Below are 14,626 nucleotides of genomic sequence, written 5' to 3' on the forward strand. Positions count from 1 at the left end.
TGGAACTGACCGCCCTGCTGAGGTGCTTGTGGCTGGTTCTGCTGGAACTGACCGCCCTGCCGAGGTGCCTGACCGTTCATCAAACGCTGGAATCCCGGAGAGTTCACGTCCGCCATTGGGGCGAAGCGTGCTGATACGCCAATCTCCCAGACCGGGTAACTGGTCTGCTGAACATCGACCGGGTTGCCGTTGCTCGGGTCGTTGAACGGCTTCGTGTATGTGTCAAGACCCAGCACTAAGTTCAAGCGGGTACGAGTGGTGATCAGTTCTTGTTGAATCGCGTAGTACAGGTTGTCGGCCATTACGCCGTTCAAGGAGCACGACAGGTAGTGAACCTTCGACTGGCCACCGTTACGTCCGTCTTCCACGACTGCCACTTTGAAGTACAGAACCGACTTGTTCTGGCGATTCTTACGCAACTGCAACCCATCAACATTGGTTAGGTTGCCGGATACCGGGATGCTCATAGTCAAAGACATTGGATGCTCCTATGTGATTCGATGTGGCCTCATGGTGTGGCCGTTGTTTCTGCTACACCTTCCATGTGTGCCACAGGGGAAGAAATATTCTGGTCTGTTTTAGGCCTAGCTATTAGTCCTTTTCCAAGGAAGAAACCATCCGCAAACGATCCATGAACTCTTCTGGCTCAATCTCTTCCATAGATGAGCAAACACCTACGAGGGTTCCCAGGATTAGCTCGTAACTCATGGCGAGGGGAACGCTAACCGTTTTGACCTTGACCGGGTTCTTGGTGCCCTCGATGATCGCAAGGATGTTTCTCGTGTGGTCTTCTAGACCAATGGCCTCTGCTGACCCGAGGATACTTTGCGCGTAGGTGGCCACGACAGAGTTAATTGGTCGTTCCGTCAGCCCTGAAAGTACCTGCGTCATCAGCATGCCCACCGCGTTGAGCGCCTTGGCTATGTCCTGGGCGTGGTATTCGGTGTTTAGCTCAACAAATTCCTCCGCACCGGTCTCTAAAAGATGATCTGTAAGATCTAACCCAAAAAGCATTAATGTCTCGGTGTTCATGCTGATTCTTCCTTTGCGAGAATAATCGGTGAATGCATTCAGCTAATCTTCCTTAGCGGACTGCCCATCACACCAAAATCGCTCATCCCAAGACAATGCTTCTGAATCCATTCGATCTTTCGTGGTTCGAGGTACCCGCATTTAGCGAGTCCGCTCTGCGCCACGAACCATCGGTAAAGCCAGTGAGTTCTTTTAGGCATTCCGCCGTTTTCCAGTAGATATGTCGATAAAGCCGTCGCACTATGATCCCATGTCAGACCCTCGTTCGCATACCATCCCGGAAGTATCGAGTTCAACAGTTCAATTTGCTTAACAGTGAGCTGATCAGTGTTGAATTGTTTCCTACAACGATCCAACCAAATTCCTAGAGAAGCTTCCAAGCTATCGTCAGATTTTGCGGTAGGCCATGTTTTCATTTGCTCTTTGAAGCCTGCTATTGCTACGGCGTAGGCTCGAAAAGCCTCGTTATTCATGGCCACCAACTCCCCATCGACGAACAGAATGTTTTTGGTCTTGCTCCGCTGGCAACGATTCTGCCTGAACAGGCACCTGCATACCAGGAATGTTCCACTGGTTGAACAACGGATCTGGACGGCGTAGAGCCTCTAGAAGTTCTTCGATCTGCTGGTGTACATCTTGAACTCGGGGAACATCGTAAAGCGTTACCTGTGGCTCAGCATCCAGACCGCCAGCAGAGGCATTGATCAGATGCAAGGTTCCACATCCAAATATTCTGTCCAACCAGCCCTGAGAAGACCTCACATCGGAGATCCGCTCAATTTTGGTTGCATGGCTGTTAACCCAGATAATCCCGCTTAGTTTTACTACCTGGCGCGTGGTGATCACGTACCTATTCGAAATCCAGGTAAACACTCGCTTGAACGACCCCAGTACCCAGATCAGAGCTATCACTCCGAACACCACGGCTCGGGCAGGCACCCCTTTGTAGCTCTCGGGGATATATATCGCGGTGAAGACCACAGCGACGATAGCCAACACAGTGAGCATCGCCGGCATAAAGAGATACTTCGGGTGGGTGCGCATGATGCGGACAGCGTTCTCGCCCTGCACGGTAGCGACTCTACGGGGAACTGCGAGTGTTTTTTCCATCGTTACCCATCATGCCGGTCTGTGAGACGTGACCCATGCACAGAATGGCCGATCCAGAAACTTTTCAGGCTACTGGGATGTTCTCTTGCCCTCCAACCCAATAAAAATGGCACCACCGCATTGCGCGATAGTGCCATTCTTAAGGGCTCAGACAGTTGCTGGGCTAGTTTTACGCCGATGCTTGGCCTCAGTGCCCACGTAGATGCTGTAGAGGTGCTGGCGAACATCATCTCGCGTTGTACCCAGAGGTTGCCCTTCAAATTTGGCTACGCCCTCATAGATGCGGTTGCTCTTCGACAAGATTGCTCGCCTGAAAGCACATGCTTTCCGTTTCTCTTCTGCCAGCTCTTCGTCGGTCTCGCCGTGAAGCATGGGCTGGGTTTCTTCTGCTACAAAAAGATGCACGATGCTTTCTGCCAAAGTGCTCCATTGCGCCGACCGATTCCCCAGGTTGCGAACTGAAGAGACGAAGAGCTTGTGCCGGCGCTTAGATAAGGCACTGTAGTCGGCTAGTGCCTTCAGCACCATTGCGCGGACTGCCGACTTATCGACGCGGATCAGTGCTTCCAGGTTCTCAACCGTGTAGTCATCCCAAAGCGCCAGGAGCCGTTCATCGCAGTCATAAATTCGGGGTTGATTGCGAAGAATGCTCAGCATTTCTTTGGCTGACTTCTCGCAGAGGCTTACATCTTTGGCGACCTTGCGGTACAGAGAAAGGCGGTCATCTCGATGTGGCCGTACCGTGGCGGGTAGGTTCAAGCCGGCCATTATGGCTTCAGCACGAACTTCGGCCTTCTTGAATTCGCGCACGCCTCTTGAAATGCGCATGTATTCGTCGCTAATTTCTTCGATTCGCTGGCGTTCGCACTCTGCGTCGGTGAAGTATTCGGTGTCGCGAGAGACGGTTCGCGACGCATTACTCAGTGACGCTAGAACTTCGTCTTCGGTAGGGAGTTGCCGGCGTTCTTTCTGATATAGATCGTTCGCCATGCGCGGGTAAGCGACGCGGAGGAACTGTCGCACCCATCCGGTCATGCTGTTGGGGAACTTGGCGAAGTTGAAGAACGCTTTAGCACCAGTTTCGCCCACTAGTTTGTCGTGGATGAGACGGTGCACGTCGGATTGGAAGTCTTCGCGTCGGTTGCGCAACCAGGCCTTATCGACACCTGGCACGGAAGTGCTGACTATGATGCCTGCACACACGTTGAACTGCACAACGGCATCGTACAGTAGCGCGCGGGCGGTATCTTCGTTGATGCTTTTCGCCCGGTACTGTTCGATTATTTGCGCACTAGATGCGTCTAAGCGCTGGCTGTTGTTTTCCGTCACATATTAATTATGTGCGACGACTGTGATAATTCCAAGAATTGACCCGAGCGAATGTAATTATTCGCTCGGGTCATCCCGCTTGGGCGGATTAACGCTGGTCCATCATTCTGACTATATCCGGGGGCACCATCAGTTCGGTGATTGCCATTTTGCCTGAGAAGTCCACGGCAATTGCCAACGGCGCACGTTTGAATGTCTTGCGCACAATACCCCTACGTCGCTCTTCAAAGAACAGCGGTTTGAAGCTGTCGTAGTTAGGTGGCTTCTCGTAGTCTTCCTCAGCAGAAACAGCGCCGACAGGAACTTCGGATTTGGCCGTCAGACGATTCAACAGGCCATCCCTATCCTCAATACCAAAGAGATCTAGAGCTACCTTCGCTTCATCCTTACCGGAGGAAAGGATGTACCCTCGCGTGATGTACTGACGCAGACCAGCCTGCACCACATCTGCCATGGTCTGGCTGAACATGTCGAAGGTGACTTCCATCGAACGCGCAGTTCTGGCTACCGTCTGTAGCTCCTGCGTACCGGCCAGCAGGAACACCCAGGCCTCATCCAGGTACACTTTTCCGCCACGGTTTGCCAGTGCCATGAGAGAGCCGAAAACCATCATGCGTACCAGTGCCATTGCCACCTTCTGCTCGATGACGGAGTTCTTTATCGTATCCTTCTGTTGCGGGTCGGGCAGGTCGATGTACTGCTGGCCGGTTCGAATATAAGTTAGCCCATCATGGAAGCGCAATGCCTCAGTGCTCGGGGATTCGCCAACGATAGCCTGGAACATCACGGACGTTGCACGATAGTCCAGAATCGGGCCGACAATTTCTTGGTGAATGCGCTGATTGAACAAGGCGGTTCTTAGAGCTGCCCCCGTGCAAATTTCTCCCGCATTCACCCCGTACAGCAAAGCCTCACGCAACTTTGCTTCATGCTGAGCTGGGTTCGAAATGCCCCATGGGTTGATCGAAATCAGCATCGAAACAGCAAGAGCAATTCCGGCATCTGTAGTCTGAGCAAATCGTAATGGATCAAAGATTCCATCGTTGGACAACAACGTATCCAACGAAACTACCTGAGCACCGAAGAACTCGTATACTTCTGAATAGTCGGAATTCATTTTCGGGTCGATAACAACCTGAGGGATCTTCTTGCCTTCACGTGTACATGCCATGTCGAACTGGATCGACTTCCAGACCATGAACATGGACTTGCCTGAACCAGTGTTGCCGATGGTGGCAATGATCGGTTCCTTGTGCTTATAGGCTTTCACGTCTGCGGTTTCGTAGAGTGCCTGATTATCGCTCTCTGTCATGCCAATGAAAGCACCCGATGGATCACCAGCTTGTGTGAGTCCATTGATGCCTGAACCTGCGATGGTCTGTGCCGGCAGGTCTTGGAGAAGTGGATTCACGGTCAGCGGTGAATAAGGGAGCATTTCTTCAAGTGCTTCGGCTTGAAGATCATCAACGGTGCGCAAATCAGTCATTGCCGATTTACCCGTTTTGAGTCGATCCACAACACCGTCAAATGCGACCAGAATAGAGGTGTCCACGCTGGACGCAGGAGCATCTTTTCTGGCATAGGCGCTCTCAACATCTTCAAGAAGAGTTAGGTGCTCTTCTTGTTCTGCTTTGTCCATCTTGCCGGACGCGACTCGTTCTTCAATATCGCTGATGTACTGTGAGCGACGACGGCGCAGTTCGGCTCTCGTTACTTCAGCGGGTTCGATTGATCCCTTAATGGAAATAGCCAATGCATCATCGCGGTACAGCTCGGTAGCCCACTGCGATGCGGAGTCCTCTGGCTCAATGAAGTCAAAGTCAAAGCCGTTGACACTCGCGATGGTTAGGGCATGGTGTCCTGGTATATCCGGCCATTTGGTGCAGTCTTCTTTGCCTGCTCGCTCAGCCATACGAGCGCTGTCTTCACCATCGAAAATGTGCATGTGCTTACTGTGGGGGAGCCTAACAACATTCGCATGCTTTCCGTGGTTGAAGAAGGAGTCAGCAAATTTAATTTCTTCTGCGGTAGGAACCTGGAAGCCGGCGCTGGCGAAGATGCTTTCCACTTTTTCCCGGTCGGGTTCGTAATCGCTGAGCGGTGCACCGCCATAAATCATAGATTCGACAACGGATTCAACGGCTTTGCCGAAGCCTTGGTCTCCGCCGAAAGTATCACTCAGCTTGACCGACATGAGCAACAGCCTGCGGTCAGTTCTCAGGTCAGAATACTGCTCTTTGAGCAATTGCTTGTGCTGAAGGCTAGCACCATGGGGGTTGAATATTTCAGGTATATTCACCCCCAAAAGTTCGTACTTGCGGTAGTTTTTTCGCATCATATTCCGGGATTTGATACCGGAAATTGGAACGAGGGATGAAAGCTCATCGAGCACTTCGAACAGCGGTTGCAAAGATTCCATCTTCGCAGTCGTGGTCTTAGCGTTGTCGACGGGTTGCAGAGGTACCTTGCGGGTTAAGTACACGCCACCAGTACGAGGAATCACCAATCCGTTAGGCAAGAGCGTGCGTATGTGGCTCCCTGAACCCGCGAGCTTCCTGATACGGTCTGGCGCGTGCTCCCATTCAAATGCCTGCGAAGATTTTCGAGCCATAATTACTCTGCTTCCTTCTTCGGTGCCATAGCGGAGTTCTTCTCCCCCATGCTCTTGTTGTACTGGTCGATGCTTTCCTTCATGCGCCGTTGAACATCTTCTTCAGAGAAGAACGGGCTAGTCTTCAGATCGACTGCACGACCTTCAAAAGCGTTCTTGAATGGTGTGAGGTCTTGGCCCGTTCCCGCGCCTCCCCATGCCACAACAGTTGGCGAAGCAGTGTCTGTATCTTCTAGCAGTAGGTCATAAGTTTGGATGGTCGCACCTCCGATAAATTCTTGTTCGTTGGTGTCCACTGGCGTTCCATCCCAAACGATGTTCACGGTGACTCGTGCTAGCCCTTCGGCAGGATTCTCTGGGTTAGGAGCGAAGTGGGTCACTTCCCCCACGCTCGCTTGAGCTACCTGCGTCAATGGGAAGTAGTTGTGCTCCGAGGTGGGGTCTTTCATTGCTAAACGGAGCTTGTTGGAATTGCCTGAGGTATAAGCCTGAAGCCACACGTCAACTGCTGGCACTATGCCGTCTGGGGCAGTCGCTAGAGTATGGTTTGGCCAAACTTCCACCATGTCGACTGCGGTGGCTTCGTTCTCTCGCATCAGAGGTTCCAAAGATGGTGCACCGACAACCCTTGATCCCAGGGCTTCAGTCCAAGTGACCTGGACTGTGGAGTGGAAAAGCTGGCCTGATGATGCACGCACTGTGAACTGGTGGGTTTCAAGACCAGGCTGTTCGACTGTCTCACCGTTTTCTTCTACTTCAGCGGGTTCAACGGCACTGATCACTCCATCCCAAGAGACTAGTGTGCCCCCTGGAAGCGGAGCGGGTTTTGATGACAGCCACGTTGTCATCGCGTTGTTCGCAGTTGCTTTGGTGGGCGAATCGACGCTCCGCTCAACAGGAGATTCATTTGAGCTTCCCTGAATGTAGATCGCAGATACTCCTATAGCCAATAAGAGTGCAAGTGGTGCAAGGACAAACGTGCTCAAGAAAACGACGGCACGGTACTTCTTGGCTCTCTTCTTCACCACAATGGCTTGCCCGCCCACGTCTGCGCGCATGTCGTAAGTCGACTGATCCCACCGAGCGGGCGACCCGTCGGTAATCTTCCGTGCCTTCGTTTTCTTAGCCACTACAGCCCAATCTTCCTAGGAACTCTTTTGCTTTACTTCAGGATTTCGAGGACAGCGTTAATATCGGCTTTAGCCTGCTGAGTCAGCTCAGCCTTCTGAACGGTGTCCATGAACTGCCGTGAAGCATGGATTTGGTTGACGTTGAGCTTGGCGGTCTTGGAGACGATGCCCAAAAGACGCAGTACGTTCCAAGCTTCCTTGAGTCGTGCTTCTTCCCAAGACGCGATTTCAACGAGTACGTCCACTGGGTCTTGACCCAAGCTGTCTTCCACGTACAGCACGTCGTGAAGGGGAGTTCCGTACTTCTTGGATGGTGCGCTGATGATGGATGCGACAGTCTTCGCAATGTCTCCATTGCTTCCAGGAATGATGTTGGAGAGTACTTCGCGCGCGGTGCCCTGAAGATCCATGATTTCCAGGGTCTTGTTGGCTACTTTGACGACCAGTTTGCGCGTTGCGGTGTCTTCGTCGACCTTCTTACGGCGGTTTGCCCGACGCTTCTGAGGTTCCTCGTTTTCAGTGACAATTGCGGACTCTTCAGCTTCCACTTGGTTCTGTTCATTCTCAGTTTCAGCAGAGCTGTCGGGGGTGGAAGTCTTGTTCTCAGTTGACGTGTAAGTGTCCTGCAATGTTCTGCCTTTCCAGCGTTTTTGTTGTCCATTTCCCATCATGCCGGTCTGTAAGAGGCGACCCTGGCACAGGACTTTGGAGAGCAACAGAACAGTGCCTCCCCGGAGCATTCGGGAAGGCACTGTTGTGCACGGTTTTAGGGGCCGTTTCGACGTGTTATGCCGAGAACTTCATGGGATCGAACTTGGCTTGGCTGGCCGTGCTTAGTTCCCTTGGCAGACCCACGATGATCCCCCCGCAGTCGCGCAAGGCCTCCTGGATGCTTGCACTTAATGGGTCTATGGAAATAGAGGCATCTGAGTCGTTGTCGGATGGGTGCATGATGCTACCTTTCGTGAGGTTTGGAAGCGTACATTTCCCATCATGCCGGTCTGCGATAAGCAACCCTGGCATCGCATAGCATTGAGGCTCCCCTCCAAAATTAGGAGGGGAGCCTCAGCCCATATGTTGATTTACTGTACGACTGCTCTTTGCGAAATGGCTTGGAATTCCCGTCGCCCAAGATTAATTGCCTCTTGATAGCCTTGCCCCGTTCCGTAGTAGTCATCTCGGCCGATCACGTTGTACTGGTGGATGACACGCACTTTAAAGTTGCCAGCCATGCGAACCTCAATGGTGGCAACAACCCTGTGCCCGACTAACTCGCGGAGCTGACGGGCCATTTTCAGAGCCAACCCGGAACCATCCATCCTTTCGGTTCGAGCAATTTCGATGCCCCGCTTGTTCCAATGCTCATGCGGTTCCGTCTTGAAGACCACGATGCCCCTAGATGAGGTCTGCTCCTTGAACACGCCCAGGATTACACCGGAAATGCGCTTAACTTCAGAACCGTTTTGACCGTTCAAAGATCGCAGGTGCTTCACCGCTGGGGAATTCTCATCGAGCATAGAGTTGAAGAGAGTGATCTTCTCGATCACCTTCTCTTCAGAAGTCAACGGATAGTTAGGGTCGAAGGGTTCATTCGCTGATGCGTTGATCGCAGATAGGATGATCTGCTGTTCCTGCTCGCTGATACCCATGTCTAGTCCTCCTGCTTCGTCGCTACTAGAAGCTCCCATGGACTCTTCCCGGAGCCGTATTTCACCAAGTCCTCGGCTGATTGGATGGTGAAGAGAACTCGCTTGATCGTTTGAGCTACCCACATCTCCATCTGTTCAAGGTCTCCATGAAGTGGGAATGGGAATTCCTCAACAACGGCCATGAGTGCCCCGCGTAGCCTTGCGTGCGAATGGAAACCCATCTTCTCGCCCTCGCATAGATGCGCTTGCCCAGGAATCCACTGGTCATGAGCCACGTTGATGATGTGTGCGAACGTTCCCGAGAGCGATGCCACCCGCTGGCGGGTAATCCGTTCGTCTTGCTTGGCCAGAATCTTCATAGCCATAGTCGTCAGGGAAAAGCCCGCCGTCATCGCGAAGCTGGATGGGTTTATGTCAGACGTTTGCTGTCCATCGCCAGAGGTGATGAACGTCGTAAACTGCGGGGCTTCTTCATAAGCCTTCGCCACCTGTTGTGGCTGAGTCTGTGTGTTCATACCTTCTTTGTGTGTCTTGCGGACGTAAATCTTTCGTGCAGGATCTGCGTCGTTGTTCTCCGGCGTGCCTACAGGGTGATCAGATGCGCCACTAGAGGGAGTTCCTGGACTATGCCCACCGAGCAGTTCCGGTATCCGAACAACCGCCACGCGCTCCCCTGGTTCTCCTGCCTCCACGCACGGCTTACAAACACGCGCTGGTGATTCCGGGGTTTCCGTCGTTGAGGGTTCGGTGGCATCATGCTCCATGGTCGTGCAGGCACTGGTTTCGACGGCCTCTGGTGCAGGTTCTTCGTGCATCGGGATAACCAGCTCATCGCTGGTGGGCAGACCAGCTTTCCTTGCTCTCCTGCCGGCTTCCTTCGCGCGCGGGCATGCGTTCACCAGTGGGCACCCTCCACACAAGGCAGTCGCTTTGGTAGGGAACTCCTGATTCTCGATGAAACGATTATGGCGCTTCCAGGAAGCGCCCATCTTTACCAGTACTCCGTCTACCTTGTCCTGAGTGATGGAAACCTTATGGATCACGCCCTCGGTGGTGTAGTAGACCCGCCCAAACTGGGGCAAAATCCCCGTGCGTTCCTTGAAAGCAAGGGCGTAGAACATGACCTGCTCATGATGCTTCTTCCAATTCTTCGAACTCCCCGTCTTGTAGTCAACGATGATCAGGTTCAGGTTGATGCCCAGCTCTGCCAGGAACTTGGTCAGCTCTTCAGGATCACGAGGCATGGCATCGTAGAGGTCGTCGGCAAGGTGCATCAGCATGTCACCGTCTGGTTGTTCTACTCCGAATACGGAGCCGAAGTAGGTCTCGGCTTTCTCGGTCGGGAGAGCCCTGCGAACCAGCTTCCCCAACTCGTCGTCTACTACTACGTCCACCCGGTCGGCTGTGCCGGTGAACGGAAAGCCGTCAGGGGCTGTTTTGACCTTGGGCATGGTCTCTTCGAGCTTGATTTCATTGGAGTAGACGATCACCTGCTGGGGGTTCTCCATGGCGGAAATACGGCCCGCTTTGCTCAGGACGCTGTTTCGCCAGGTCTTCAGCTCCACGTCATCCATTTCCTCATTCTCGCGCTTCTTTGCAGTGAGCTGATCCAATAGTTCGTAGAACTTCGATTCGGTACGAGAAGAGGGCATCAACGAGTAAAGGTCTTCGAGAAGCCGATGTGCATCCGTGCCCACTGGTGCGGGGTCTAGCGGGGCTTCATCGCGGGGAAGAAGGTAGCTGACGGCCCATTTCGTGGCGCAAGCACCAGATTCGAGTGCCTGAGCAGTTGAGGGCGACATACGTGCGCGTTGAATACGATCCCGTGTTGTGTCGTTGACGATCCTCAGGCAGTTGCCTTCCCACTCAACGCGACCGCTGAGGTCTAATGGGTTTGCGGTAGCCTCTTTTTTGGCTTCAGTTGTAGTGTTCATACCTCCCATGTGTGCCTGCCGGGGGAAAACAATTGCTCCCTGGGTACGCTAGTTCTTCTTAGTCGCAGGCTGAGAAGAGGCCGGGCGACTCTACAGTCTTCCCGGCCTCTGCGCTGATCTTGTCAGTCTAAATCTCTGCCCCGAGCAGGATTCCCTTGATCTTTGCCTTCTGCCCCTCGTTAAGGCTCACGGTTTCACCTTCGCCGTCGTGTCCGACAATGAGTGCGGTTCCTGCAATGTAGTCGCCGGACAAAAAGGTGAATCCCATTTGGGTGGCCAGCACGGTGGCGTGGATATTGATGTCCTCGTCGGTCAGCTTGCCTTCTTCGTCAATCACAATGTCGATGTTGTGGTCCGCGCCGAGGTACTGGACGGTGGAGCAACCGATTTCTTTGTACATGGCTGGGTAGGTGTACCCTTCTTCGTTGGCTTCCAAGACAACCTTGTAGGCTTCGCCGTCTGCGGTGACCTTCAGAGCTTCGATGTTCTTTGCCATGGTGTGAACTCCCTTTTGTGAGTCGTTGTTGTTCGTACACCACCTATGTGTGCCTCGCGGAAAGAAAATATTGCCCTGAGATTCTGTGGATTCTCGACCTTTCGGCAGTACTAAGGGGCATATTTACAGCCGACAAACCATATGCACATACCTTTTACCGCGATTACGCACAGGAAACCATGTTGCCAGTACACACCTCCTAACCCGCGCTATTTTCCTTCCCACCGGCACACATTGAGCATGTCCAGCAATCGAGCCGTCACAGGAGAAGATATGTCGCTCATTCCCGAAATGGTCAAAGTGCTTAAGGCCAACACTGGGGCACAAAACCTGAACAACGTCTTCGTGGACTTTGTGCATCTCAGCGCAATATCCCTGCGCAACGTTTCAGACCACCAAAGAAGAAAAGAGCGCGAGCAAGAGTACCTGCGCATTATCAACAAATACGAGAAAGATCAGATCGACCGTTTTCCGTTGCTACTGAGCATGCTCGTCAATGAAATGGAGACACACTCCCGCGACGTTCTAGGAGAGTTGTACATGAAGCTGGAACTTGGTTCCAAAGACCTTGGACAGTGCTTCACTCCTTGGCATGTCGCAGAACTCATGGCACAGCTTCAAGACCCGAGAGAGCTTCACCAAGCCGTAGAGGAGAATGGATTCATCAGCATTGGTGAGCCAGCCTGCGGTGCCGGCGCCATGGCCATAGCCACTGTCATGAACCTGTCCAAGATTGGCATCAATCCGCAACAGGAAGCCCACGTGACCGCTGAAGACATTAACAGCACAGCAGTACACATGGCCTACGTCCAATTAACGCTCCTGGGCATCCCTGCCGTGGTCTTCCAGCGCAACACCCTCACGGGAGAAACATTCTCGGCCTGGCCGACACCATGGCACATCCTGGGAGGCTGGCAGAGTAAACTCTCACGCGCCGAAAGAGAGCCACAAGACGACCAGCTAGCCTCTTAAATTGCTAAAGGCACCAAGTTCCCCATGAACTTGGTGCCTTGTCTTATCAGGCTGAAGTGACTCCCAGGTGCTCCTTGAGAATCCTCTGTGCTTCGTTGCGCACCCTGCCCTGCAAGGTTCTGGCTCGATGCCGGGTAATGCCCATGATTTCAGCAATGCGAGTTACTGGTAGGACTTCCCCATAGTCACGGTAGAACCCGCCGAGCCATATATCGGCGTACTGTGCGGTTTCTGCGTCTTTCGCCGTTTCCTGTAATTTTGCGATGATGAGCCGAACTGCTTCCTGTCCTTCGTGTGGGTGCAACAGGAAGCTGTCATCGGCCAGCGCATCCATAGTAGACAGGTGCCTTGCCGGAACTGCTGGCGAGCCGGTGTCATCGGAGCCTGTGTCATCTAACGATGAGACGTTAGGCAAACCATTCCGGGCTTTCTCCAAGGTCATCTGCTCGCTTCGAGACCTGCGCCCCCGGTTGAACTGGTCGATCAGCTCTTCCTCATTCACCATCACGCCTCCCGCGCGATGCGATGCCACGAAACGCTCGTAGTCCTGGTGCGTCCGCACTTGGGCGCTGATGCCACCAAATTGGTTCACTTCGTTCACCAGGAAGTTCTGAACAGCATTGGAAGAACGGCGGTAAACCATTCCCCAGAAGTTCTTAAGTTCTTCCAGTTCATTCGGTGACTCAGCTAGGTCACGCAGGTACAGCCAGGTCTGAATGAAGATTACTTGCCGTAGGTCGTTGAAGTATGTGCGACCAATGCGGTTAGTGCGTAAATAGCGGTCAGCAATACCGGCCACCGCCCTCATTGAGACCGTTGACCTCATGAAATCTTCAATGAAGCGCTCACGCTCGTTTTCAGGTACGCCACAGACCGTGCGCACCTGTTCCAATACTTCTTGCCTACTCACGCTCTACCTTCGGTCTGGGCGCAAACGGGAACCCCTGCCAAACTGGCTCTTTGGGTTGCAGGACATCTGCCCATGCCTGAATCCTGCGTCCGCCACTTCGTGAATCGACTAGCCACCCAATCGTGATTTCCCTCGGTTCAACGTCTACTTTCAACACTGAAATCATGAGGTCTAGCACCTGCAAGGCTTTCTTTTCACCCCAGCGTGGCTGGGAAGTGAGAAGAGAAATCAGACGAATTTTCCGCAAGGGAGCGCCGTCCTCGGTACAAGCTTCATCAATGACTTCCATCAGGGAGACTTCTGCGGAGGCGACCAGAAGCAACCATTCAGCTTGAAAACGGCGTGCTTCTACCGCGTTTTCTCGCATGCTACTCCCGTTAGCGCTGTTAATCTTTCGCCCTGCCATACGCCTCTCCCATTAGATGCTGTCGCCTAGCGCGTCTATCGGGCATACATTCGAGTGCACCGAGTGACTAAGCTCCATAGCTTTCTGAACCAACTCGCTAGTAACTAGTTTGCCAGTTGAATCGCTATACGCTTGAGCAATCAGGCCGTAGTCGGTCAACCCTTCCTCTCTGGCGAACGCTCTAATCCTCGGCCCTTGGTCAGGATCGCCCAGCGCACGTTGCACCGCCCGATACGATTCCCGCTGAAGAAATTGCGAGATGTAACGCTTTGGATCAACCTTCTTGTTCTTCGACGGATCGAGCAAGGAATCAATCAGCTTCAGTGAAACCGCTTTCTTCCCTTGCTGGCGTTCCTTCTCTCCCCCGTAGATCATGTCGTCAACGACTTCATCTACGGCGATGGGGTCTAGGAGCATCTTGCTCTTCACGCCCAAAGCGTTCGCTTCCAGGGTGAAAACATGCTGATTCCTGATGACGATCTTTTTGGTAGCTCTCGCCAAAATCGGAAGGACACCCAGCCATAGGTGGTCAGTGTCCGCGGTGCTAATCGTGTTTCGCAAAACGGCGTTTAGCTCGTCAGCGGTTCCACGCCCAACACGGATGACACCTAGAGTCTCCCCTACGGTGCAGTTCTGAGTCCGTGGGCGCACCGTAGAGCGTTGAGCGGGAGCAAAGCGGATGATCTGCCCGCCCGTAACCTGGTGCCCCATACCGATAGATGTATGGGCGACTTCATGGGAGAGCATGTCTTCCGTTACTACGACGATGGAATCAGCATCGTAGGATCGACGAACCGGGAACAGCACCTGTCCGCCGTCGCTGGCGCGCCCTTTCCTTCCGACGTTCACTAGGGGGAAATCCCAATCCCACATCGGCAGGAAAACTAGTCCTACCGCGTCAGCGGGAAGACCCTCATCGAGAATTTTCCGCGCTGACTGCGCCCACCAGATGTTCTCTAGGTGCTTACACACCTCAAAGTTTCCGGGGTGCGGTTCGCCGGCCACGCCAGCATCAAACACCATATGCGTTGCAGTCACCTTGTTACC

The 14,626-nt window shown here is 53.2% G+C and carries 15 protein-coding genes; 1 reads left to right on the plus strand and 14 read right to left on the minus strand.

Annotation, left to right across the window (positions count from 1 at the left end; translation table 11 throughout):
- The 11 genes from ACT3UA_RS11060 to ACT3UA_RS11110 all read right to left on the minus strand — a co-directional run.
- Positions 1-479 (minus strand): hypothetical protein (locus tag ACT3UA_RS11060; protein ID WP_444616410.1); only part of this gene is annotated, 479 nt, incomplete at its 3' end.
- Positions 480-591: 112 nt separating this feature from the next.
- Positions 592-1,032 (minus strand): hypothetical protein, encoded by a 441-nt coding sequence (locus ACT3UA_RS11065; RefSeq protein ID WP_444616412.1) that lies wholly within the window; start codon positions 1,030-1,032, stop codon positions 592-594.
- A 38-nt stretch (positions 1,033-1,070) separates the two neighbouring features.
- A complete protein-coding gene (locus ACT3UA_RS11070; RefSeq protein ID WP_444616414.1) occupies positions 1,071-1,505 on the minus strand; it encodes a helicase associated domain-containing protein in 435 nt (144 codons plus the stop codon).
- Positions 1,498-2,142: a PH domain-containing protein gene (locus ACT3UA_RS11075; protein WP_444616416.1), complete on the minus strand. Its 645-nt coding sequence runs from the start codon at positions 2,140-2,142 to the stop codon at positions 1,498-1,500. The genes ACT3UA_RS11070 and ACT3UA_RS11075 overlap by 8 nt, the downstream gene beginning before the upstream one ends.
- A gap of 147 nt (positions 2,143-2,289) precedes the next feature.
- Complete coding sequence (locus tag ACT3UA_RS11080) at positions 2,290-3,471, minus strand: hypothetical protein (RefSeq protein WP_444616418.1); 1,182 nt, start codon at positions 3,469-3,471, stop codon at positions 2,290-2,292.
- An 88-nt stretch (positions 3,472-3,559) separates the two neighbouring features.
- Positions 3,560-6,082 carry an ATP-binding protein gene (locus ACT3UA_RS11085; protein WP_444616420.1) on the minus strand — a complete coding sequence of 841 codons (2,523 nt, stop codon included), beginning with the start codon at positions 6,080-6,082 and terminating at the stop codon, positions 3,560-3,562.
- Positions 6,083-6,084: 2 nt separating this feature from the next.
- Positions 6,085-7,140, minus strand: a complete 1,056-nt coding sequence (locus ACT3UA_RS11090; RefSeq protein WP_444616422.1) for a hypothetical protein — start codon at positions 7,138-7,140, stop codon at positions 6,085-6,087.
- Positions 7,141-7,244: 104 nt separating this feature from the next.
- Complete coding sequence (locus ACT3UA_RS11095) at positions 7,245-7,883, minus strand: hypothetical protein (protein ID WP_444616424.1); 639 nt, start codon at positions 7,881-7,883, stop codon at positions 7,245-7,247.
- 411 nt (positions 7,884-8,294) lie between these two features.
- On the minus strand, positions 8,295-8,861 hold the full coding sequence (locus ACT3UA_RS11100; protein WP_443452723.1) for a hypothetical protein: 567 nt from the start codon (positions 8,859-8,861) through the stop codon (positions 8,295-8,297).
- 2 nt (positions 8,862-8,863) lie between these two features.
- Positions 8,864-10,795, minus strand: a complete 1,932-nt coding sequence (locus ACT3UA_RS11105) for a PD-(D/E)XK nuclease family protein (protein WP_444616426.1) — start codon at positions 10,793-10,795, stop codon at positions 8,864-8,866.
- Positions 10,796-10,922: 127 nt separating this feature from the next.
- Positions 10,923-11,291 carry a DUF3846 domain-containing protein gene (locus ACT3UA_RS11110; RefSeq protein WP_443452721.1) on the minus strand — a complete coding sequence of 123 codons (369 nt, stop codon included), beginning with the start codon at positions 11,289-11,291 and terminating at the stop codon, positions 10,923-10,925.
- A gap of 240 nt (positions 11,292-11,531) precedes the next feature.
- On the opposite strand from ACT3UA_RS11110, the gene ACT3UA_RS11115 reads away from it, so the two are divergent.
- Positions 11,532-12,263, plus strand: coding sequence for an N-6 DNA methylase (locus ACT3UA_RS11115; protein ID WP_444616428.1), 732 nt, complete (start codon positions 11,532-11,534; stop codon positions 12,261-12,263).
- Between the two features lie 46 nt (positions 12,264-12,309).
- Here the strand turns inward: ACT3UA_RS11115 and ACT3UA_RS11120 are convergent, their stop codons facing one another.
- Genes ACT3UA_RS11120 through ACT3UA_RS11130 form a run of 3 tightly spaced genes read right to left on the minus strand, consistent with a single transcriptional unit; the run spans position 12,310 to position 14,617 of the window.
- Positions 12,310-13,173, minus strand: coding sequence for a hypothetical protein (locus ACT3UA_RS11120; protein ID WP_443452649.1), 864 nt, complete (start codon positions 13,171-13,173; stop codon positions 12,310-12,312).
- Positions 13,166-13,540 (minus strand): hypothetical protein, encoded by a 375-nt coding sequence (locus tag ACT3UA_RS11125; protein WP_443452650.1) that lies wholly within the window; start codon positions 13,538-13,540, stop codon positions 13,166-13,168. The genes ACT3UA_RS11120 and ACT3UA_RS11125 overlap by 8 nt, the downstream gene beginning before the upstream one ends.
- 51 nt (positions 13,541-13,591) lie before the next feature.
- Positions 13,592-14,617: a hypothetical protein gene (locus tag ACT3UA_RS11130; RefSeq protein WP_443452651.1), complete on the minus strand. Its 1,026-nt coding sequence runs from the start codon at positions 14,615-14,617 to the stop codon at positions 13,592-13,594.
- Positions 14,618-14,626: the final 9 nt, after the last annotated feature.

It is taken from the genome of Glutamicibacter sp. 363 (genome assembly GCF_052379505.1).
In the GTDB taxonomy this organism is placed as follows: Bacteria; Actinomycetota; Actinomycetes; order Actinomycetales; family Micrococcaceae; genus Glutamicibacter.